This window comes from Kineobactrum salinum, assembly GCF_010669285.1.
GTDB classification, from domain to species: domain Bacteria; phylum Pseudomonadota; class Gammaproteobacteria; order Pseudomonadales; family Halieaceae; genus Kineobactrum; species Kineobactrum salinum.
The window spans coordinates 4,303,207-4,322,599 of sequence record NZ_CP048711.1; the positions used below are offsets into that span (position 1 = coordinate 4,303,207).

The following is a 19,393-nucleotide window of genomic DNA, read 5'->3' on the forward strand; positions in this document are numbered from 1 at the left end:
GACTCCTCATTGCTTGGGCATCGATGATTCAATACAGTGCCGGGGCTTGACCCTGAGGATCACGGCGGGGCGCTCGGGCTCCAGCCGCAGTTGTTGTGCCGGGCCGTGCCACAGCTGATGTTCGCCGCTCAGCAGTTCCTCAACTTCAAAACTTTCGTTTTCAGCTATGCCCAGCTCCTCCCGCGGGAAGTACAGGGTGGCCTCATGCGCGTTGAAAGGGTCCAGGTTTACCGCGACAAACAGCAGGTTGTGCGGCTGCTGCGTCAGTTTGCTGTAAAACAGTATCTGCTCGTGGTCGGCGTGATGAAAGCGCAGATTTTTCAGTTCATGCAGGGCAGGGTTCTGGTGGCGTATCAGGTTGATTCTGGTCACATAGCTGCGGATATTGCCCGGCCGGTCCCAATCCCAGACTTTGTACTGGTACTTCTCGGATTCGAGATACTCCTCCTTGCCGGGCACCGCGCGGTTCTCGCACAGTTCATAGCCGTTGTACATGCCGTATACGCTCGACAGCGTGGCAGCCAGCACCAGGCGGATCTTGAACGCGGGCCGACCGCCGGTCTGCAGGTAGGTGGGGAGGATATCGGGCGTGGTCGGGAAAAAGTTCGGGCGCAGGTATTCCCGGCCCGACTGCATCGTCAGTTCCGTCAGGTATTCGGTCAGTTCATGTTTGCCATTGCGCCAGGTGAAATAGGTATAGGACTGCTGAAATCCCACCTTGGCCAGCATGTGCAGCATCGGCGGCCGGGTAAACGCTTCTGACAGGAAGATGACGTCGGGGTACTGCTGCCGTATTTCTGCGATGAGCCATTCCCAGAACGGCACCGGTTTGGTGTGCGGGTTGTCGACCCTGAATATTCTCACACCCTGCTGGATCCAGAACAGAACAACATTCAGCAATTCCTGCCACAGTTCCTCCTGGTGTTCGCCGTGGAAGTTGAGGTTGACGATGTCCTGGTATTTTTTGGGCGGGTTTTCGGCGTACTTGATACTGCCGTCTGGGCGTCTGATGAACCACTCCGGATGCTCGCGGACCCAGGGGTGATCCGGCGCACACTGGATTGCGAAATCCAGCGCTACTTCCATATCCAGGGCCTGAGCCGCCCGCACAAAATGGCGGAAGTCTTCGAGACTGCCCAGCTCCGGATGCACGGCGGTGTGGCCACCTTCGCTGGACCCTATCGCGTACGGACTGCCGGGATCGTCGGGACCTGCTCCCAGGGTATTGTTGGGACCCTTGCGGTTGACCCGGCCAATGGGATGTATCGGTACCAGGTAAACCACATCGAAGCCCATTGCACGGATGGACGGCAGCCGGGCTTCACAATCGGCAAAGCTTGCGCCCCTGTGCGGGTCTGTCCCCTGTGACCGGGGCACCATTTCATACCAGCTGGCAAAGCGCGCGCGGATACGATCAACCACGACTTCCAGCGCAACGTCGTAGCGCACCGCGGCTGACCGGTCCGGCCAGCGGCTGATGACCTGGCGCAGCAGCGAGGAGCGCAGCAGTTCGGTACGCTGGGGCTCGGCGTCGCTGCGGTCGAACTCGGCGAGCAGCTGGTCGAGCCAGTGCCGGTCCCGGCCCTGAGCCCGCTCCGCAGCCGCCGCTACCAATTCGCGTCCCTCGATCAGTTCGAGCGCTATGCTCTGGCCTGCCCCCAGTTTTTTGCCGGTTTCGTCCAGCCAGCTCTCGAAGTGGTCCGACCAGGCTTCGACGGTATACTGGTAGGTGGCGTTCGCTTCCAGCCTGAAGCTCGCCCGCCACAAGTCGAGGCCGGGATTGATGCTGCGCATCGGCGTTTCCTGCCATCCAGGCTTGCCGACCTGCCGGTGAAGCAGTACCGCTGCGATTCTGTCGTGGCCATCCCGGAACACGGTGGCATCAACTTCCAGTACATCGCCCACTTCACGCTTGACCGGATATTTTCCACAGTCTATCTGCGGTCGTACATTTTCGATGACGATGGGTTGGCTGCGAGCGGCCCGGGCATGGTTGGCCGTGACAGCCCGCTCGCGGGACGATGGAGCTTCCGGCCTGATGCCGCCGTGGAACACCCGTACCTCGAGCGGGTTGAGCACCAGGCGGGAGTCCCGTTGCAAGTCCACGCCTTCGTTGCGCGGGGTAACCTCAAATGCGCTGGGTTGAGATGTCAGTTGCAGATCCAGGTCCCTCGCGGATAGCGCTACGCGCCTGTCGCGAAGGGGATTGACCAGCAGCAGCGCCCAATCCTCATCGCTGGGCGAATCGCGGCGCAGTGCGATGGCTGGGGATTCTGGAGTGCTGACTTTGGTCTGCGGCCCCTCGACATTGAGTGCCGGCACAGAGGCCTTCATCCGGTTGATGTCGGCTATGAATTCACTGATGTCAAACAGCGGCGGCTCCACCGGTGTCTTGCGGGTATTGACGACGTCCAGGGGTTCGCGAAGCCCGTACTCATAGCCCATGGTCATCATTACGCCGGTGGAGAAAGCCGCGGCAAAGCTGTAGTGGAAGCGGTAGTGGGCTTCGATATCAGCCGCCGACACACCGGCCGTTTCCAGGTCGGCGGCCAGCCGGGCCGTGTCATGGCTTTCCGGAAAGGCGATGGAGGGCGCGATAGTGCGAAAGCCATTGTACTGTTCCAGCAACCATGGAGCCTGAAAATCCCACCACTTCGCGCTGTTGAACAGAAAGTCAAAACCGGCGGAGCGCAGGGCGTAGACCTGTTCGCTGGCGCAGCCCAGGGTTTCGGCGAAGAACAGCGCATCCGGAGCCACTTTCTTTGCGCCGACAATAAGTTCGCGCCAGACCTGCGCCGGGACCTGGTAGGCCGCGTCGCAGCGAAAGCCCCTGAACCCGAGCCGCAGGTAGTGCTGCAGGACTTGCTGCCAGTACTGCACAATATCGGGACGCAGCTCGGGATCGGCGTAGTCGATTGCCGCCAGATCTCCCCACACGGTAATGTGTTGCGGGTTATCAGGGTCGACAGCGTGCGGTGATTGCAGTTCGCCGCACCCGTCCTGTTGAAACCAGTCAGGATTGGATTGGGCCAGCAGGGAATCCCGGGCGGTATGGTTGATCACCAGGTCCATCATGACAGCCAGCCCCTGCGCTTGCGCCTGGCCAGTGAACTTTCGCAATTGCTGGTCCGCTGGCTGGCCACTGCCGTCGTCAAACAGCGGGTTCAGCTGGTAATAATCCTTGACTGCATAGAGGCTTCCAGAGAATCCGGGATAGTGGAACGGGTTGATATAGACCCAGTTGAAATGCATGTCGGCGATATGCGGTAGCCACAATGTCCAATCCCTGGTCGTACCGGCGAGCAATGGGAACAGATTGTAGATTCTGGGGCCGGCTTGCCTGCGCATAACGGGCATCCTCATCTGGGTAAGCAACGTTCCACCTGAACAAGTCTAGCATTTTGTGGTGCACTCATTGGCTGACAGTTGACGAGCATCAATAGCTGTTGCCTGAGTGACGGCGTACAGTCCTGCTGAAGGATTGCGTCTTTCACACTGTTTCGCTGTGCTGGTGCAGCTACCCACGGGCGAGGGAATAACATCAGAGAATATCTTTTACCTGCTGGTCAAGCATCTCCGGCGTTACCAGTACAATGCCGCCGGCACTCACCTCAAAACGCTGACGGTCGGCCTGTGGATCCTCTCCGATCACCGTACCTGGTTCCAGCACACAGCCGGTTTCAATGACCGCCCTGCTGATGCGGCAGCGTGGCCCGATCACGACATCCGGCAACACCACCGCGCGCTCCAGCGTGGAGAATTCTTCCACCCGCACGTTGTTGAACAATACCGAGTGCCGTATTAGTGCGCCCGAAACAATGCAGCCTTCGGCAACCATGGATTCCATGGCGATGCCGCGCCGGCCGTCACTGTCGAGAACGAACTTTGCGGGTGGCCCCTGCGCCTTGTAGGTCCAGATTGGCCATTTCCGGTCGAACAGGTTCAGCTCTGGAAGCACTCCGATCAATTCCTGGTTGGCGGTCCAGTAGCTGTCGATAGTGCCGACATCACGCCAGTAGGCCCGCTTGCCTGTCTGCGGGTCCCTGAAGGGTTGCGCAAAGACCCTGTGCTCACGCACGGCCAGCGGCAGGATGTCGTGGCCGAAGTCGTGTCCGGAATGGCTGTTGGCGGCATCGCGCTGCAGCACGTCGATCAGATAGTCGGCGTTGAAGACATAGATGCCCATTGAGGCGAGTGCCAGTTCCGGATTGTCCGGTATCGTTGCGGCCTGCTCAGGCTTTTCCTGGAAGGCCCTGACCCGGCCATCTTCATCGATATTCATGATCCCGAATGCGCTGGCCTCTGCCACCGGTACTTCCATGCAGCCCACCGTGATATCGGCAGCTGTTTCCACGTGGCTGGCCAGCAATGAGCCGTAGTCCATCTTGTAGACATGATCGCCTCCCAGCACCAGCACAAATTGGGGGTCGTGGGCGAGTATGATGTCAATGTTCTGGTAGACGGCGTCGGCAGTGCCTTCATACCAGGACCCGTCAGTACGTTGCTGGGCAGGCAGCAGCTCCACGAACTCGCCCAATTCGCCGCGCAGGAATCCCCAGCCCTGGCTCAGGTGCCTGATCAACGAGTGGGCCTTGTATTGGGTCAATACACCGATGCGGCGGATACCGGAGTTCACGCAATTTGACAGAGGAAAGTCAATGATGCGCATATTGCCGCCGAAGGGCGTGGCGGGTTTGGCGCGCTCCCGGGTGAGGCCACCCAGGCGGCTGCCTCTTCCGCCCGCCAGGATCAGGGCGAGGGTGTCCCGGGTGAGGGCGCTGACATAGCGCTGTGGCGCGTGTAGCGGCACGGCGCTACCGCTTCTCACTCAGGGCTCGTGGTGCCATCTGCTGCCGCCTCTCAGGCTGCGGCAAATTCGGCCGTGACTCCTTGCAGGACTTCTCCTGCAAGATCAGCAGTCAGGTGCTGGGCGATATCCCCGATGCTCACAACGCCGACCAGGCGCTTGTCGGCATTCAGTACCGGCATGCGTCTGACCTGCTGTTGGCTCATGTTGCGGGCGACCTCCTCGACCGGTTGGTCGGTGCGGCAATACAGCAGCTGGTCGGTGAGTATCTCCCCCACAGTGGTATGCTCGGGATTTTTGTGGTTGGCGACCACCCGCAGCACGATGTCGCGGTCGGTCAGGGTTCCCCGCAGTTGGTCGTCGTCCCCGACCAGCAGGAAACCAACCCCGGCGCGGCTCATCGACTCGGCGGCGGCAGCAACGCTGGTATCCCGGCTGACCAGTTGGGTGTCGGTGCTCATGATGTCCTTGATATTCATTGCAGCGGTCTCCCTGTGATGTGATATTTCGCCTTTCGCAGGCGTCTTTTGTCAGTGTCCGATCCGGCGGGTCTGATCCATACGGAAATTTACCGGACCGGAGTGGTCTTGACGCCGACCCCTGCAACGGCTGCCCGGGTGTCGGTCACCATGGAAGTGCGTTCGACTAGCGGCGCCAGTCCGCCTGCAGGCCCTGGCACTCGTCCCACCAGGGGCAGCTCCGGCGCGTACACTGGAAGCGGTGCGCCGTGGCAAAGCAGGGCTCAGTGCCCGATTCCGCCTGGGCCGCCCAGATTGCCCAGCGGCGGGCAGTGGCTCCCCTGCCTACCCTGCGTGGTTGCGCAAAGGTTTCATGATTGGCGGTTCCAGTGTGGTTTTTTGCCAATGGCATTGATTTGTCTCCCTGTAATGAACGTGGGTTGTGGGTAACGTATATAAAGCAAATCTCGTGCCATTGATTTTGGTCTGCCCCCGAAGCGGCACAGTCGGCCGCTCCAAATGTGGAGTACGGCCGGCTGGCGGCGCACACGGCTCTCGGAGGGCGGGCATAAATATAAATTTCGCGGCTCGCGCCTGAGTGTTCAAAGCCGAGCGGGAGGAGGGGACGGGGCAAAACTGTCGTTGATGGGCAACACTTGCATGGGCAACACTTACCCGGCCAGTCAATTTTCCACGAGCCCGGGTCGCGGTGGTCTGCGGCTCGCCGGACCGGATCCTAATGGTGGCACCGCAATGCTGAGGATCAGTCGGATTGCCGGTGCCAATTGCCATCCTCGCCCTTGCGATACACCTGTTTCACCGCGGCCCAGGCAACCTTGTGAGCCGCTTCTTCCCGGCTGCTGTCACCGCGCCGGTCATCGGGATCGCTGTATTCGTCCCAGGCATTGTTAAAGGCCTCCATGTATATTTCCTGACCGTGTTTGGGCACGTGATCCCGCACCGGATCGGGAAGTTCGCTGATATTGTCGTAAGGCATATGAATCTCCCTGTGTGTGATGGCTGCTTGAAGTCACACGCGGATATGGGGGCCCGGAAATCTGTGTTGACATGACAACCGCACCAGGTTCATGGGCTCCGAAAAAGATGCAGTTTGTATGCCAGGCCGCGGCAGTGGGTTCTGGGGTCCGGTGTGCTGCTGGCCCGCCGGGAGATGTGCCCCGGTATTTCAGTCCGGGGGAATTTTGTCGTTGCGCCACAGCATCGAAGGCAGTGCCTGCAGAATCACCAGGCCAACCAGCACGCTGAGAATGGCAATCGCCTCCCTGCCCAGGCCCACAGCAATGCCGATAGCGGAGGTGAACCAGATACTGGCGGCGGTGGTGAGCCCCCTGATATCTCCGGGCGCCTGGTTCTTGATGATCGTGCCAGCACCGAGAAATCCTATCCCTGCCACGATGCCCTGCACCACCCGGCTCATTGGATCATCCATTGCACCCGCAGTGTTTGCACTCAATACCAGCACAGTTGAACCCAGGCAGACCAGCATGTGTGTTCTGAGGCCAGCGGCCTTGCCCTGCTGCTCGCGCTCCCAGCCGAGTAGCCCGCCCAGAACCAGGGCCAGCAACAGCCTTGCGCCGATCCGGGTCAGCTCTTCAATATCGTGGAGGTCGGTGAATTCCTCCAGCAAAATCGATGCTATGCGCTCCCAGGCAGCCAACAGTCAGCCCTCCCTATGTGCCCTGTCATATTACAGCACCTTGTTCAGGAGGAAGGCCAGCTTGCACCGTGATTGGCTGAGCAGTGGCTGTAGCGGGGTTGTGCCGATGCTCAGACCTGCTGACGCTGATGCCGACCCTCGGCAAATTCCTCGATGGCCTTGTTGCAGAAGGCTTCCAGGTCATCCGGTTTTCTGCTGGTGACAAGTCCCTGGTCCACGCATACCTCCTGATCCACCCAGTGCCCGCCGGCATTCTCGATGTCAGTGCGCAAGCTGGGCCAGGAGGTCAGCGTGCGGCCCTTGAGGACATCGGCCTCCACCAGCGTCCAGGGGCCATGACAGATCGCCGCTACCGGTTTGTGCTGGGTAAAGAAAGCTTTTACAAAGTCGACCGCCGTGGGCTCAGTGCGCAGTGCGTCCGGATTGGCGACACCTCCAGGGAGCACCAGGCCATCATAGTCATCAACCGAGACCTCATGCAGGGAGCTGTCGACTGGAAATTCATCGCCCTTGTCGAGATGATGATAACCGCACACATTTCCCGGTTGGAGCGAAATCAGTTCCGGCTGGGCACCCGCGAGCCTGAGTTTTTCCCAGGGCGTGGTCAATTCTATCTGCTCAAAACCGTCGGTTAGGAGGAAGGCGATTTTCTTTCCCTGCAGGGGAGCGTTGGCCTTCTTGCTGGATAAATCTGGCATTGTGGCTGTCTCCTGAAGAAGCGGGTCCGGGTGGACCCATCCATGGCAAAACAGCAAAGCAAGGAAAATGCCAAAGGCCGCACCGTTGTGGGCCGCACCAGTGACGGCAAGCTCGTGGTATGCAGCATCGCTACTGCAGACCCAGCATCTGTATTTTATACACAGCTGCCGGTAAGGCTTACAGCCGTCCCGGAATAGCGAGCCAGCGCCTCAATGTGCGGTGACGCACAGCGTCACGGGCGTCGATACGCCATTTTAAGCACCGGTGGGACTACTGGTGACACACGCACTGCTCAGTATTTCCGCTATATTGGACTGTACTGGAGGACAAGCCACAGTGAGGCTGGAACATTGAATACTTACGAATCCCTGGAAAACCTGCTGGCTGCCGCTGCCACCACTCACGCCCACGCCGCGGCCCAGTACCAGCAGTTGCAACGCAGGACCGAGAACGAGCGCATATTGCTGTTGCTCGAAGATGCCTGCCGGCGAGAGGAGAGGCTGGCCAGGCTGACTCTGGAGTTCATGGAGAGGGCGGATTCCAGCTTGCTCTCGACCCGATTGCAATACACACTGGAGAAGGAGCCGATCGAGTACGTCAATTCGCTCGTGCCGGCCGGAGGCCCGCTGCGTATTGATGCGGTGAATGAAATGGGGCAGCAATTGTACAGCTATATCGAGGAGTTGCTGGAAGGGGCACTGCGGGAGACCGCGGCTGCAAGTGTACAGGAACTGTTGCAGGAACTGTTGCAATTGGAACAGGCCGAACGCCGTAATTTCTCGCTGGAAATGACCTCGGCCGGCGATGTGTAGCTATGTCGGGGGCGCCGCCAAATGAGCTGCCACAACCTGGATCGCCGGTTAAATGAAAGAGCCGTGGAATGAATGAAGGAGCCGGCAGCGCCGCCGGGAAAGGCTCATTGTCACCGTTGTGGGCGACGGCCGCCGGCGTGGTCCTGGTAGGGATCCTGTTGGCGATACTGGTCTATTTCGATATCCACATCCAGCTGCTCGCCATGCTGGAATGGGTGGAGCGGCAGGGGGCCTGGGCGGCTGTCCTGTTTATCCTGATCATGGCGCTGGTGGTGGTGTTGTTGCTGCCGGGCATTTTTTTTACCGCCGGAGCGGGTTTTGTCTTCGGCGTCGTCGAGGGTACTGTTCTGGTTGTGGCAGGCACTACCCTGGGAGCTGTATTGGCTTTTTTGATCGCACGCTACCTGTTTGGCGAGCGGGCCAGGCAATTCATTGTCGAGCACAGCAAGCTGAAACTGGTGCACGCCGAGATGTCGCGCAACGACTGGAAGGTCGTCCTGCTGACCCGGCTGATCCCGTTCTTTCCCGGCAAGCTCTCGAATTATTTTTTCGGCCTGACCGGTTTCCGGTTGGGGGGCTACGCGGTGGGCTCGCTGGTCGGGTTCATTCCATTTTCACTGCACAATGTTTATCTGGGGTCACTCGCGGCTGATATCGCCGCTGTTGCCCAGAGCGAACTGGGCCGGACACCGGTGCAGTGGCTGCTCTATGGCGCCGGCTTCGTCGCCACCGTGGCCGCGGTAGTGTACTTCAATCGTCTGGCCCAGCGCGCGCTGGGGCAATACACCGAAACGAGTGACAACGAAAAAGGAGCATTATGAGTTGGGCGAGTTGGCTGCCCTGGCGCTTTATCCTCAGCCGCGCGGCGCGCCGCCAGGGCTTCCTGGACCCTATTGAATTGATGGCAAGGCTGCGCGCGCTGGCCCAGCCCTCCGAGGTCGATGAGCCGGTGGAGTTGCTGCGGGCAGGTCTTGTGTTTCACGCCCGCGGCCTGATCAACACCAAGGTAATACAGCACAATCTGGACTGGGTCTGGCCCTACTGGATAGACCGCCAGTTCGACCCTCGCGATCCCTCGTTTATTCCGCGAGCGTTTTCCATTTCCCACATCAATCTGACCCATCGCAACTGGACCGCAATTGGCCATCCCGACTGCGAGGAACTGCCCATCGTCGATCCGCGCGGCCTGCTGACGCCGTTGCTGGACGGCTGGTCCGTCGACTGCTGGATCATCACCGACGACGGTCGCTGCCTGCTGCCCTCCAGAGCGGTCGAGGTTGAGCAGCACCAGGAGCTGGATCGCGGTGTGGCCGTGGTGACCCGCACCGGCCAGGCGGGCCTGCAGCTGACTACCCGGGTCGAGGTTGAGGTGGTGGAAGGCGAGGCTGTGTGCAGGCTGGCGGCCACCGCTACCGCGGATACCGGGGCGTGGCTGGTACTGGCCCTGCGTTCCTGCAATCCGGAAGGCGTCAGTTTTATCCATCAGGTGGCGCTCGCTGACGACAGGCGCAGCTGGCGCGTCGATGAGCATCACAGCCTGGAATTCAGCGAGCCGGTGGCAAGGCACCATGTATCCGACTACCAGCATGGCGATGTCTTCATACACCTCGACGAACATGAAGACAGCCAACAGGGCAGCTGCAAGGTGGGGATGGCCACCGCGGCCGCGATGTTTCCGCTGCAGCCGGGAATTGAACGGACGATTACCGCGACGATGCCGCTGCGGGAGTCCGGGCCGCAGACTCTGGTAGCCGGAGCCTGGGACGAGATCAGGGCCCAGGCCTGCAAGCTCAGTTGCCCCGAGCCCAGGTACCAGATGCTGTATGATGCCGCGGTCTCTTCGCTGGTGCTGCATTCGCCCGATGACGTCTACCCCGGGCCGTATACCTACAAGCGGTTCTGGTTTCGCGACGCCGCCTTTCTGATCCATGCGCTGTTGTGCCTGGGTCTGAATGCGCGGGCCGAGCGCGCGCTGGCACGCTTCCCGGCGCGGCAGACGCCGCTGGGCTATTTTCGTTCACAGGACGGGGAGTGGGACTCCAACGGCGAAGTCCTGTGGATATTGCAACGCTTTGAACAGTTGACCGGTGCCCGGCTCGATCCGGGATGGCACGGTCCGATCAAGCGGGCCGCACGCTGGATCATTCGCAAACGTCTCGACAGCAAACTGGACGCACCGCATGCGGGTCTGTTGCCTGCGGGGTTCAGCGCCGAGCACCTGGGCCCCAACGATTTCTACTACTGGGACGACTTCTGGAGCGTGTCCGGCCTGCACGCCGCTGCTGAATTGATCGCTGATCAGGACGCCGGAGCCGCCGCGGATTTTACCGCGGCGGCACAGGATTTTGCCGCCGCGATTGACCGCAGCCTCGAACAATGCGCGCGCCGGCTGCGGCGTCCGGGCATGCCTGCTTCCCCCTACCGGCGCCTGGACTCTGGGGCGATCGGTTCTCTGGTGGCAGGGTACCCCTTGCAGGCCTGTGCGCCGGACGATGTCCGGCTGCAGGACACGGTCGATTTCCTGCTGGCGAAGTGCTTCCTGGACGATGCCTTTTTCCAGGACATGATTCATTCGGGACTCAATGCCTACCTGACCCTGCATGTGGCGCAGGTCCTGCTGCGTGCCGGTAATCCGCGCTACCTGGATTTGATGGATGCGGTAGCCGGCCTGGCCACGTCCACGGGGCAGTGGCCGGAAGCGATCCACCCCCGCACCATGGGAGGCTGCATGGGTGATGGACACCATGTCTGGGCCTCGGCCGAATGGATACTGATGCTCCGGCACTGCTTTGTGCGGGAGGAGGGCGAGCGGTTGATTCTCTGCGCGGGGGTCCCGGCCCGCTGGCTGACACAGCGCTCCCCGGTATCCTTCGGCCCCGCTCCGACAAGCTTCGGCACGGTTTCCGTGATTGTCACGCCACTGGACAATGAGCAGACACGCGTTGAGTGGCAGGCTGACTGGCACGCTGAGCCGCCGCCAATAGAGCTGAGACTGCCCGGCCATGAGGTCGTGAGCGTCACCCCGGGTGTTACTTCTATGATTCTTTCGCACGAGGGCGCCCCCCGATGAATATCGTATTGTTCACCAATACCTTCACGCCCCATGTCGGAGGTGTGGCAAGATCAGTTGAGGCCTTCAGCGCGGAGTACCGCAAGGCCGGTCACCAGGTGCTGGTGGTGGCTCCCGAGTTCGCAGGCACTGCCGCGGACGAACACGGTGTGGTCCGTATTCCGGCGATCCAGAACTTCAATGCCAGCGACTTCTCGGTGGCATTGCCGGTGCCGAGCAGGCTGAGCGGTATCCTGGACGACTTCGAGCCCGATATCATTCACTCCCAGCACCCCTTCCTGCTCGGCAATACCGCGCTTCGCATAGCGCGCCAGCGCAGTTTGCCGCTGCTGTTCACCCACCATACGCTGTATGAACAATATACCCATTACGTGCCCGGAGATTCGCCGCTACTGCAACGTTTTGTGATCGAACTGGCAACGCTCTACGCCAACCTCTGCAGCCAGGTTTTTGCCCCCAGCGAAAGCATACGGGACCTGCTGCTGGAGCGCGGTGTCATTACGCCGATCCTGGTGGTTCCCACCGGGGTGAACCTGGAGCGATTCAGCCAGGGTGACCGGGCCGGTTTTCGCCACCAGCTGGGTATCGACGACAACGCATTTGTAATCGGCCACCTGGGCCGGTTGGCGCCGGAGAAGAACCTGGAATTCCTGGCACAGGCAGCGGCCGACTACGTGGCGTCGCATCCGCGGGCCCGCTTTCTTGTCGTTGGCAAGGGCCCGTCGGAGCAGGCGATACGGGATCTGTTCTCGCGCGCCGGTATCAGCGACAGGTTGATATTGCCCGGTGTGCTCGAGGGCGAACGACTTGCTGACGCGCTTGCGGCGATGGACGTCTTTGCCTTTGCATCCACCAGCGAAACCCAGGGGATGGTATTGACCGAGGCGATGGCAGCCGGCCTGCCGGTGGTGGCGCTGGACGCTTCCGGTGTGCGGGAAGTCGTGCGGGACGGGAACAATGGCCGTCTGCTGCAGACCGCGGATGTGGCGGACTTCAGTGCCGCGCTGTCCTGGGTCGGGGCGAAATCGGAGCTGGAAATGCAGTCTTTGCGCAAAGCCGCACACGACACCGCGGCGGCCTTTTCCATGCCGCGCTGTGCCGCGAAGGCGTTGGCCTGTTATGAATCCCTGGCCGTGGTGCCGTCAGAGCACCAACACGGTGACGAAACTGCCTGGGAACAGGTGGTGGCGCGAATCAGGACCGAGTGGGACATTGTCAAGTATATGGCCCAGGCAGGGGATGAAGCATTGACTGAGTGGTCGAGCAATCGCAGCAGTCCTCCCTGAGGCCGGACCTCAGTTCATCCATTGCAACAAGGAGTCGGGATGTTCCGTCATTTCCGCGCATTTCTCCGGCTCAGCCGTCGGCGGCTGAATCGGGCACACTGGCTGACCCGGGCGATGAAGCTGCCGGACTCGGCCGTCGACTCGACCCGGCCCGGGCTGGTCATGATCCAGGTGGACGGGCTTTCCCGGCCCGAACTCGCCCTGGCCCTGGAGCGGGGAGAGATGCCCTTTCTCAAGCGGCTTCTGCGGCGCGAGTCCTGCAAGCTGCATACCATGTACTCGGGACTGCCCGCAGCTACCCCGGCGGTCCAGGCCGAATTGTTCTACGGGGTTCGCACTGCGGTGCCCGCGTTTTCCTTTCGCTCCAGCGGTTCCGGCAAGCTGGTGCGCATGTATGAGCCCGAAGCGGCGGAGCAAGTGGAAGCCCGACTGGAGCAGGAGGGTGAGCCGCTGCTGGCCCAAGGCAGTGCCTATTCCGACAATTTCACGGGTGGCGCGGCCGAGGCGCACTTCTGTCCTGCCGCGCTGGGCTGGGGGCCGAGCATCCGCGCCGCCAATCCGAATGCCACGTTTTTGTTGCTGATCACCAACCTGTACAGCCTGGTGCGCATCCTGGTGCTGTTGCCGGTCGAGTTGGTGCTGGCTCTGGTTGACTTCGGACGCGGTCTGGCGAAGGGCAGGAATTTCCTGAAGGAGCTGAAGTTCGTACCCACCCGGGTGGCGATCTGCATTTTGCTGCGCGAACTCTGTGTCATTGGCGGCAGAATAGACATCAACCGTGGCCTGCCGATTATCCATATCAATCTGCTGGGTTACGATGAGCAATCCCACCGGCGCGGACCGGCCTCGCGGTTTGCCCACTGGACCCTGAAGGGTATAGATGACGCCATCGCTCGCCTGTGGCGTGCGGCACATTCCGCCCCCGGCCGTCATTACGATGTCTGGATATACTCTGACCATGGCCAGCACCACGCCAGTTCCTACCATAAATTGCAGGGCTACAGCGTCAAAGAGGCGGTGGATTTGGTGTTGGCGGGACTCGAAACCCGCTCCGGGCCGGCCCCGGGGGGCGCGCCGGAAACAGTGGAGACCCATCGAGTCCGGCTGCTGGGTGGCGGCAGGTTCCAGCGCCTGTTCTCGGTGTTCCAGTCCGGACCGGACTCTGAGGAGCTGCAGGTGGCGTCGCTGGGGCCAGTGGCCTTCGTGTATCCGCCCGGGGATCTCGGCGCAACGCAACGGGTTTTTCTCGCCAGCGAACTGGTGCGCGCCCACGGGGTGCCGGTGGCGATCACACGCGACCAAAAGGGGGCTCTGCGCGCCTGGACGGCCACCGGTGAATTTGCCCTGCCGCGTGATACTGCGAGTCTGTTTGGGCGATCGCATCCCTTTGTTGCCGAATTGCCCGACGACCTCGCCCGGCTGTGCAATCATCCGGAGGCAGGCGAGCTGGTGCTGCTGGGTTGGCACGCGGGAGCAAAGCCGATTACCTTTGCAGAGGAAAACGGCTCCCACGCCGGTGCTACGCCGCAGGAAACCACGGCCTTCGCCCTGTTGCCGTCAGATACGCTGCTGCCCGACAGGCCGCGGGACTACCTGCGGCCGCTGGATTTGCGCGAAGCGGCACTGCAGCACCTTGGCCGCCGCTCCTTCGCACCGCGCAACAAGCGCATCCAGGTGGTGGAGAAACCCTCGCGCCAGTTGCGCATCGTCACCTATAACGTCCACAGCTGCATTGGCATGGATGGCAAGCTTTCCGCCCGCCGCATCGCCCGCGTGATCGCGCGCACCCAACCGGATATCGTGGCCCTGCAGGAACTGGATGTTGGCCGCTCCCGCAGCGGTCACGAAAACCAGGCCCAGGTCATTGCTCACTACCTGACGATGGAACACCATTTCCATCCAGTGATTCATGTAGAGAACGAGCAATACGGTGACGCGATACTCAGCCACCTGCCGATGCGCCTGGTCAAGGCAGCCTGTTTGCCACCGGTGCCCGGGCCCGGTTCACGGCGCGAACCGCGGGGCGCCGTCTGGGTCGCGGTGGAGGTGATGGGAACCGAGATCCAGGTGATCAACACGCATCTCGGACTGTGGCCAGGCGAGCGCCTGCGCCAGGTCCAGGAATTGCTGGGCCGCAACTGGCTGGGACACCCCGACTGCCAGGGACCGGTCATCCTGTGCGGTGATTTCAACGCCACCCCGGGGTCCGCGGTATGCAGGATGTTGCGCGCCCGCCTCGATGATGCCCAGATAGAACTGGCGTCTCACCGGCCCCGCAATACGTTTTCCAGCAATATACCTGCGGCCCGTATCGACCACATTTTTCTGGGGGGCGGAGTTGAGGTCACCGCCATCGACACGCCGCAGTCCCAACTCGCGAGGCTGGCCTCAGACCATCGGCCCCTGGTGGCGACGCTCAAGCTCCCCGTCGCGATGCCTGACACCTCCGCCATGAGTTCCACCAGCGGCGCGCCGGCTCAGGAGCCGGGTTCGAAGGTGGCTTCATAGGCATCGACAAAGGCATTGCGCAGCGCAGAGACGAAGGCTTGCCAGCCGCTGATGTCCTGCTGGTCGAGGTTGCCCCGGATCTCTATTCTTGAGGCGATCCGGTTCTCCGGCTGATTCCGGAATAGTCGTCCCAGCGCGCCGACCAGAGCTTCCCAGGCGGCGCTGAGCGGTCCCTGTTCGAGGTCCTCGTCGAGATCCAGTATCACGACGTTGTCGAGCAGAGGCTTGGCATAGCCCTCCAGCTGGCCATCCTCGGCCTGCAGTTCCAGCAGGAAGTCGCCATCGCCGGATTCGAAATCGAAATTGCCGTAGGCTTCACTGAGAGCATTCAGGCGCCGCAGCTCAATTCCGGTGATTTTCAACCTGAGGCTGAAATTCTGGAAGTCCCCCAATGGATCGAGTTGGCCGTCGAGCGAGGTCTCCGCATTGTCGAGCATGATGCCGGTGATATGCAGCCTGGCCCGCTGGGCCCCGGCGCTGCGATCGATATTGGTGATATTGTCGACAACCCCGTTGATGTCGGCCAGGATGATGTCCACTGGTGGGTCGGAGTTGAAGTTGCGGAAGTGAATGGCGCCCTGGTGCAGCCCGAGCCGGTTGATCTCCACCGGCGTCAGGCGTTGCAGCGCCTGCTGCCAGTTGGTGCCCGCGCCGCTCTGGCGGCCAAACTCTACATCGTCCACGAAATTGAGCTCCGGGTGATGGAAATCGATCTCCGCGACGACCGCGCCGCGCCACAGCTCGGACCAGCTTATGGACAAATCCGCCGCCTCCACCCGGAACAGCGGTACCGGAATCTCCCTGGAGGTCTTGGTGATGGTCACGTCCGTCAAGGTATACGCTCCGCGCCACAGGTCGATATCCACGGCGGAGACATATCCGCTGTACTCGCCCATGTCCGCCATCCGGTCGTTGAGGTAATCCCTGGCCAGCCACGGCAGGCTGGCTCTCAATACCAGCAGCAGCACAGCAACAGCAGAGAGGATCAGAACAAGGCGGAAACGGTTTTTGGCGGGCATGCAAGCTACTCCCGTGAGGTTGTGGTCATGGGTGCCGGGCTGCCCGTCACAGTAGCCGCGCAGAATTTCCCATCACCGCCCTGGCATGATTCCGTTCGGTCTCGTTTGAGCAGTGCACTATCACCAACCAGGCGCCGGGAGGGGCTGCCAATGGGTCCGCCATCCCCGGCAACGGCGGGCCGGGCTCATCGCGCAAAGACAGCACCATCCGAACCACAAAGCCGAACGCAAGGCAGAAGAAAGCGGCTGCGCAGGCGATCAAAAGGGGGCTGGATTGCAGTGCCGGTGGTCCGTAGCGCAGCCACAACAGCGCGAGCAGGGAGCCCAGGCCCAGACAGCCCAGACCCAGCCCGACATGGAGCTTGCCGCGAATCAGTCCTTTCGTGCGCTTGGCTGCCCGCGGCTGACTCTCAGCGGACTGGCGGCATTCGATGCGGTCGCGCTGGAAGCCGGCAGGGCCACTGAGATATTGCACGGCAATATCGGCCGAGGCCGCGGTGTCAAATGCTGCACACACGAGGAAGGGATGGGTATTGTCGGTGAGCCCGGTCTTGTCCATGGTGTGTTGTACTACGTTCAAAAAATGCAGTGAACCTGGTGGCCGGAACGTTCCACCGGCCGTCGCAGCATTCACATTGATTTACCCATGCAGTTCACGTGCCATTCGGGTGCTACTGGCAGGCAACCGTCGGCAGCTCGGGTCAACAGCACATCACGGTATTTTTATTGTTGCTGTTACAGTGTGTGCGTATGGTGCCGTCATGGCGGGAAAACGTACAGTATTCGGGGTGCATTTACAAATCGGCCGGCTTCCTGGGACCAGCAAGCTGGCGGCGCGGAAATCGGCAGATGAGCCACTATTTCCGGGGTGCAGTACCAGAAAGCGTGGGTGTGGTGTCATGGCCTGGCTTCCCGGGAGGGCCGGATCCGGGAGTCGGCGGAGGCGGCCTCGTTTTTGCGGCTGCCGCGGATATTGATCGCAAACAGGCCTACCTGCAGCGCAATCAGCGCATAGGCGCTGGCGTACCAGCCCCACACTATCCACAGGACATTGCTCAGGATAAACCAGCCGAAGCCCCAGCGCCGCTTGTTGGCTGATTGGGAGCCGACCAGCCATGCCGCGATGAGCGTGGCCGCCATCGCGGGCCACTGTGTTGCGTCCAGTACTGCCTCCATTGGTGTTTTCTCCAGGGTCGTATCACTGCTGGCAAAGCCGATAAGGCACGGTGCCGCGGGTCCGAAGCTCAGAACAAGCCGGCGATCAACAGCCAGGCGGTCAGGCCGGTCACCAGATAGGCCAGCGCTGCCAGCGCCCCGTCATGGGAAACCAGCGCCAGGCCGAAGGCCGACAGTGTGGCGCCCGCCGCCGATGACGAGAAGGGAATAAGTTCGAGGAAGGGCATGGCACCGGCGATGAGCAGGCAGGTGAGGGCTATCATATACCTTCCCGGACCATTGACCATGACCGCCAGGCGGGGTTTCAGCAGTTTGTCGACAAAGCGCGCGGAAGGCCTGAGCCACCGTATAACTTCGCTCATTCTCTGCCGCGGTACGCTGCGCGCCAGTAACCAGTGTGGCAGCCAGAAGTGCTTGCGTCCCACCAGCATCTGGCCGCTGACCAATGCCACGATGATCGCTCCCAGTGTAGGAAACCCCGGTACACCACTCAGCGGTGACGCAATCAATACCCCTATCAGCATCAACAGTGGCGCAAAGGAACGGCTGCCCACTGCGGCGATGATCTCGCCAATACAGACTTTCTGCTGCTGACCGTCGGCGGTTCGGTCCAGCATCGCCAGCAACTGTTCAAGGTCGGTGGCCTCTTGCGAAGGAGGCCCACCCCCCTGGCAATCCTCAGGGGCTGACCTGGCTGCGGATGGACTGCCGGGCGGAGCCGCTGTGTTTCGCTGTTTCATGGCTGTTAGGCACGCCGCTGATATTCCCGCAGACGGTTATACAGGGTTTTGGGACATATGCCGAGCATGCGGGCAGCCTTCTCCTTGCGTCCGCCGCAGTAATCCAGCGTTGCGAGGATGAGCTTTTTCTCCATCTCCGCCAAAGAGCGGCCTACCGGGACGGACCAGTTGTGGTTCGGGCTGCCACCGTCCGGCAAGGTGATGTGTGCGGGCAGGTCTTCTGGTTCTATACAGGTTTCCGCCATGATGCAGGAACGCTGGACAACGTTCTTGAGTTCGCGCAGGTTGCCCGGCCAACTGTAGCGGCACAATGCATCGACGGCCTCGTCGGAGAGCGCCTTGCGCTGCTTCTCATCGCGATTGTATTGCTCAAGAAAATGCCGCGCCAGCAGCTCGATGTCCCCATTGCGTTCGCGCAATGGCGGCAAATGGACCGGGAATACCTGGATCCTGTAAAGCAGGTCTTCGCGGAAGTCGCCATCTTCTACTGCCTGCACTGGATCCCGGTTGGTTGCCGCGATAATACGGGTATCGGTAGTGTGTTCCCTGCTGCCTCCCACTCTGGCGAAAGTGGAGGTTTCCAGCACCCGCAGCAGATTTACCTGCAGGTCAAACGGCATCTCCGTGATCTCGTCGAGAAACAGGGTGCCGCCATTGGCTCTCTCAAAATACCCGCTGTGATCGCGGGTGGCCCCGGTGAAGCTGCCCTTGACGTGGCCAAACAGCTCGCTCTCGATCAACTGGGCAGGAATGGCTCCGCAATTTATCGGCAGGAAGGGGCGCTCCCCGCGCGCACTGAACTGGTGTATCGCCTGTGCCACCAGTTCCTTGCCGGTGCCGCTCTCGCCGGTTATCAGCACCGAAGCCGAGGTCGGTGCGACCCTGGCAATTTGCCGGAAGAGGTGACGCATTGGCGGTGAATCGCCGACCAGTATGCGCTGTAATTGTTGCTGGATGTTGTCGCTATCGCCACTGCAGTCGCCGTTCACGCTCTGCATCTGGTCGGGTCCGTCCCTTCGCCCGGCCGATCGCGGGCCGGGCGCTACCGTTTGCCCGGATGCGGCAGGCTCCGCACTGTTGGCGGGGGCCTGGGCGTGCAGCGCGGTTTCGGAGACGGATCTGTTCATATTTGACTCGCAG

18 protein-coding genes are annotated in these 19,393 nt (G+C 61.3%); 6 read left to right on the forward strand and 12 right to left on the reverse strand.

Translation table 11 applies throughout. From position 1 onward, the window contains the following. Positions 1 to 6: 6 nt before the first annotated feature. From G3T16_RS19140 to G3T16_RS19170, 7 genes are all read right to left on the reverse strand, one after another. Entirely contained in the window at positions 7 to 3,348 is a 3,342-nt protein-coding gene (locus G3T16_RS19140) for a maltotransferase domain-containing protein (protein ID WP_163496633.1), read from the reverse strand. Between the two features lie 193 nt (positions 3,349 to 3,541). Beyond that, positions 3,542 to 4,828 (reverse strand): glucose-1-phosphate adenylyltransferase, encoded by a 1,287-nt coding sequence (gene glgC / locus G3T16_RS19145; protein WP_232059163.1) that lies wholly within the window; start codon positions 4,826 to 4,828, stop codon positions 3,542 to 3,544. A 32-nt stretch (positions 4,829 to 4,860) separates the two neighbouring features. Beyond that, the gene (locus G3T16_RS19150; RefSeq protein ID WP_163496634.1) at positions 4,861 to 5,286 is read right to left on the reverse strand and encodes a CBS domain-containing protein; all 426 of its coding nucleotides are present in this window, start codon (positions 5,284 to 5,286) and stop codon (positions 4,861 to 4,863) included. Between the two features lie 166 nt (positions 5,287 to 5,452). Continuing rightward, positions 5,453 to 5,677: a hypothetical protein gene (locus G3T16_RS19155; protein WP_163496635.1), complete on the reverse strand. Its 225-nt coding sequence runs from the start codon at positions 5,675 to 5,677 to the stop codon at positions 5,453 to 5,455. Between the two features lie 351 nt (positions 5,678 to 6,028). Next, a complete protein-coding gene (gene chaB, locus G3T16_RS19160) occupies positions 6,029 to 6,262 on the reverse strand; it encodes a putative cation transport regulator ChaB (RefSeq protein WP_163496636.1) in 234 nt (77 codons plus the stop codon). 189 nt (positions 6,263 to 6,451) lie between these two features. Beyond that, positions 6,452 to 6,943 (reverse strand): MgtC/SapB family protein, encoded by a 492-nt coding sequence (locus tag G3T16_RS19165; RefSeq protein WP_232059164.1) that lies wholly within the window; start codon positions 6,941 to 6,943, stop codon positions 6,452 to 6,454. 110 nt (positions 6,944 to 7,053) lie between these two features. Further along, positions 7,054 to 7,641, reverse strand: coding sequence for a type 1 glutamine amidotransferase domain-containing protein (locus tag G3T16_RS19170; protein WP_163496637.1), 588 nt, complete (start codon positions 7,639 to 7,641; stop codon positions 7,054 to 7,056). A gap of 42 nt (positions 7,642 to 7,683) precedes the next feature. Between G3T16_RS19170 and G3T16_RS19175 the strand changes: the two genes are divergently transcribed. The 6 genes from G3T16_RS19175 (at position 7,684) to G3T16_RS19200 (ending at position 15,318) form a co-directional block, all read left to right on the forward strand. After that, positions 7,684 to 7,839 (forward strand): hypothetical protein, encoded by a 156-nt coding sequence (locus tag G3T16_RS19175; protein WP_163496638.1) that lies wholly within the window; start codon positions 7,684 to 7,686, stop codon positions 7,837 to 7,839. Between the two features lie 153 nt (positions 7,840 to 7,992). Beyond that, positions 7,993 to 8,454, forward strand: coding sequence for a hypothetical protein (locus G3T16_RS19180; RefSeq protein ID WP_163496639.1), 462 nt, complete (start codon positions 7,993 to 7,995; stop codon positions 8,452 to 8,454). Between the two features lie 68 nt (positions 8,455 to 8,522). Then, positions 8,523 to 9,275, forward strand: a complete 753-nt coding sequence (locus G3T16_RS19185; RefSeq protein ID WP_163496640.1) for a TVP38/TMEM64 family protein — start codon at positions 8,523 to 8,525, stop codon at positions 9,273 to 9,275. Then, positions 9,272 to 11,524 carry a hypothetical protein gene (locus G3T16_RS19190; RefSeq protein ID WP_163496641.1) on the forward strand — a complete coding sequence of 751 codons (2,253 nt, stop codon included), beginning with the start codon at positions 9,272 to 9,274 and terminating at the stop codon, positions 11,522 to 11,524. Before G3T16_RS19185 ends, G3T16_RS19190 begins: the two co-directional genes overlap by 4 nt. Then, positions 11,521 to 12,810: a glycosyltransferase gene (locus tag G3T16_RS19195; protein WP_163496642.1), complete on the forward strand. Its 1,290-nt coding sequence runs from the start codon at positions 11,521 to 11,523 to the stop codon at positions 12,808 to 12,810. The genes G3T16_RS19190 and G3T16_RS19195 overlap by 4 nt, the downstream gene beginning before the upstream one ends. A 39-nt stretch (positions 12,811 to 12,849) precedes the next feature. Continuing rightward, on the forward strand, positions 12,850 to 15,318 hold the full coding sequence (locus tag G3T16_RS19200; RefSeq protein ID WP_197911758.1) for an endonuclease/exonuclease/phosphatase family protein: 2,469 nt from the start codon (positions 12,850 to 12,852) through the stop codon (positions 15,316 to 15,318). Here G3T16_RS19200 and G3T16_RS19205 read toward each other — a convergent pair. The 5 genes from G3T16_RS19205 to G3T16_RS19225 form a co-directional block, all read right to left on the reverse strand. After that, positions 15,288 to 16,337, reverse strand: a complete 1,050-nt coding sequence (locus tag G3T16_RS19205; protein ID WP_163496643.1) for a DUF748 domain-containing protein — start codon at positions 16,335 to 16,337, stop codon at positions 15,288 to 15,290. The genes G3T16_RS19200 and G3T16_RS19205 overlap by 31 nt on opposite strands. Before the next feature lie 46 nt (positions 16,338 to 16,383). After that, positions 16,384 to 16,917, reverse strand: coding sequence for a hypothetical protein (locus G3T16_RS19210; protein ID WP_163496644.1), 534 nt, complete (start codon positions 16,915 to 16,917; stop codon positions 16,384 to 16,386). 317 nt (positions 16,918 to 17,234) lie between these two features. Further along, a complete protein-coding gene (locus G3T16_RS19215; RefSeq protein ID WP_163496645.1) occupies positions 17,235 to 17,513 on the reverse strand; it encodes a hypothetical protein in 279 nt (92 codons plus the stop codon). 68 nt (positions 17,514 to 17,581) lie between these two features. Next, positions 17,582 to 18,130 (reverse strand): exopolysaccharide biosynthesis protein, encoded by a 549-nt coding sequence (locus tag G3T16_RS19220; protein WP_197911759.1) that lies wholly within the window; start codon positions 18,128 to 18,130, stop codon positions 17,582 to 17,584. Positions 18,131 to 18,258: 128 nt separating this feature from the next. Continuing rightward, on the reverse strand, positions 18,259 to 19,380 hold the full coding sequence (locus G3T16_RS19225) for a sigma-54 interaction domain-containing protein (RefSeq protein WP_163496647.1): 1,122 nt from the start codon (positions 19,378 to 19,380) through the stop codon (positions 18,259 to 18,261). Positions 19,381 to 19,393 lie beyond the last annotated feature (13 nt).

What these genes read in the sequence shown, in the direction of transcription:
- G3T16_RS19150 (WP_163496634.1), bottom strand. Translation starts at nt 5,286, where the DNA reads ATGAATATCAAGGACATCATGAGCACCGACACCCAACTGGTCAGCCGG.
- G3T16_RS19190 (WP_163496641.1), top strand. Translation starts at nt 9,272, where the DNA reads ATGAGTTGGGCGAGTTGGCTGCCCTGGCGCTTTATCCTCAGCCGCGCG.
- G3T16_RS19225 (WP_163496647.1), bottom strand. Translation starts at nt 19,380, where the DNA reads ATGAACAGATCCGTCTCCGAAACCGCGCTGCACGCCCAGGCCCCCGCC.
- G3T16_RS19155 (WP_163496635.1), bottom strand. Translation starts at nt 5,677, where the DNA reads ATGCCATTGGCAAAAAACCACACTGGAACCGCCAATCATGAAACCTTT.
- G3T16_RS19215 (WP_163496645.1), bottom strand. Translation starts at nt 17,513, where the DNA reads ATGGAGGCAGTACTGGACGCAACACAGTGGCCCGCGATGGCGGCCACG.
- chaB (WP_163496636.1), bottom strand. Translation starts at nt 6,262, where the DNA reads ATGCCTTACGACAATATCAGCGAACTTCCCGATCCGGTGCGGGATCAC.
- G3T16_RS19200 (WP_197911758.1), top strand. Translation starts at nt 12,850, where the DNA reads ATGTTCCGTCATTTCCGCGCATTTCTCCGGCTCAGCCGTCGGCGGCTG.
- G3T16_RS19170 (WP_163496637.1), bottom strand. Translation starts at nt 7,641, where the DNA reads ATGCCAGATTTATCCAGCAAGAAGGCCAACGCTCCCCTGCAGGGAAAG.
- G3T16_RS19175 (WP_163496638.1), top strand. Translation starts at nt 7,684, where the DNA reads ATGGCAAAACAGCAAAGCAAGGAAAATGCCAAAGGCCGCACCGTTGTG.
- G3T16_RS19185 (WP_163496640.1), top strand. Translation starts at nt 8,523, where the DNA reads ATGAATGAAGGAGCCGGCAGCGCCGCCGGGAAAGGCTCATTGTCACCG.
- G3T16_RS19205 (WP_163496643.1), bottom strand. Translation starts at nt 16,337, where the DNA reads ATGCCCGCCAAAAACCGTTTCCGCCTTGTTCTGATCCTCTCTGCTGTT.
- G3T16_RS19220 (WP_197911759.1), bottom strand. Translation starts at nt 18,130, where the DNA reads ATGCTGGACCGAACCGCCGACGGTCAGCAGCAGAAAGTCTGTATTGGC.
- G3T16_RS19140 (WP_163496633.1), bottom strand. Translation starts at nt 3,348, where the DNA reads ATGCGCAGGCAAGCCGGCCCCAGAATCTACAATCTGTTCCCATTGCTC.
- G3T16_RS19195 (WP_163496642.1), top strand. Translation starts at nt 11,521, where the DNA reads ATGAATATCGTATTGTTCACCAATACCTTCACGCCCCATGTCGGAGGT.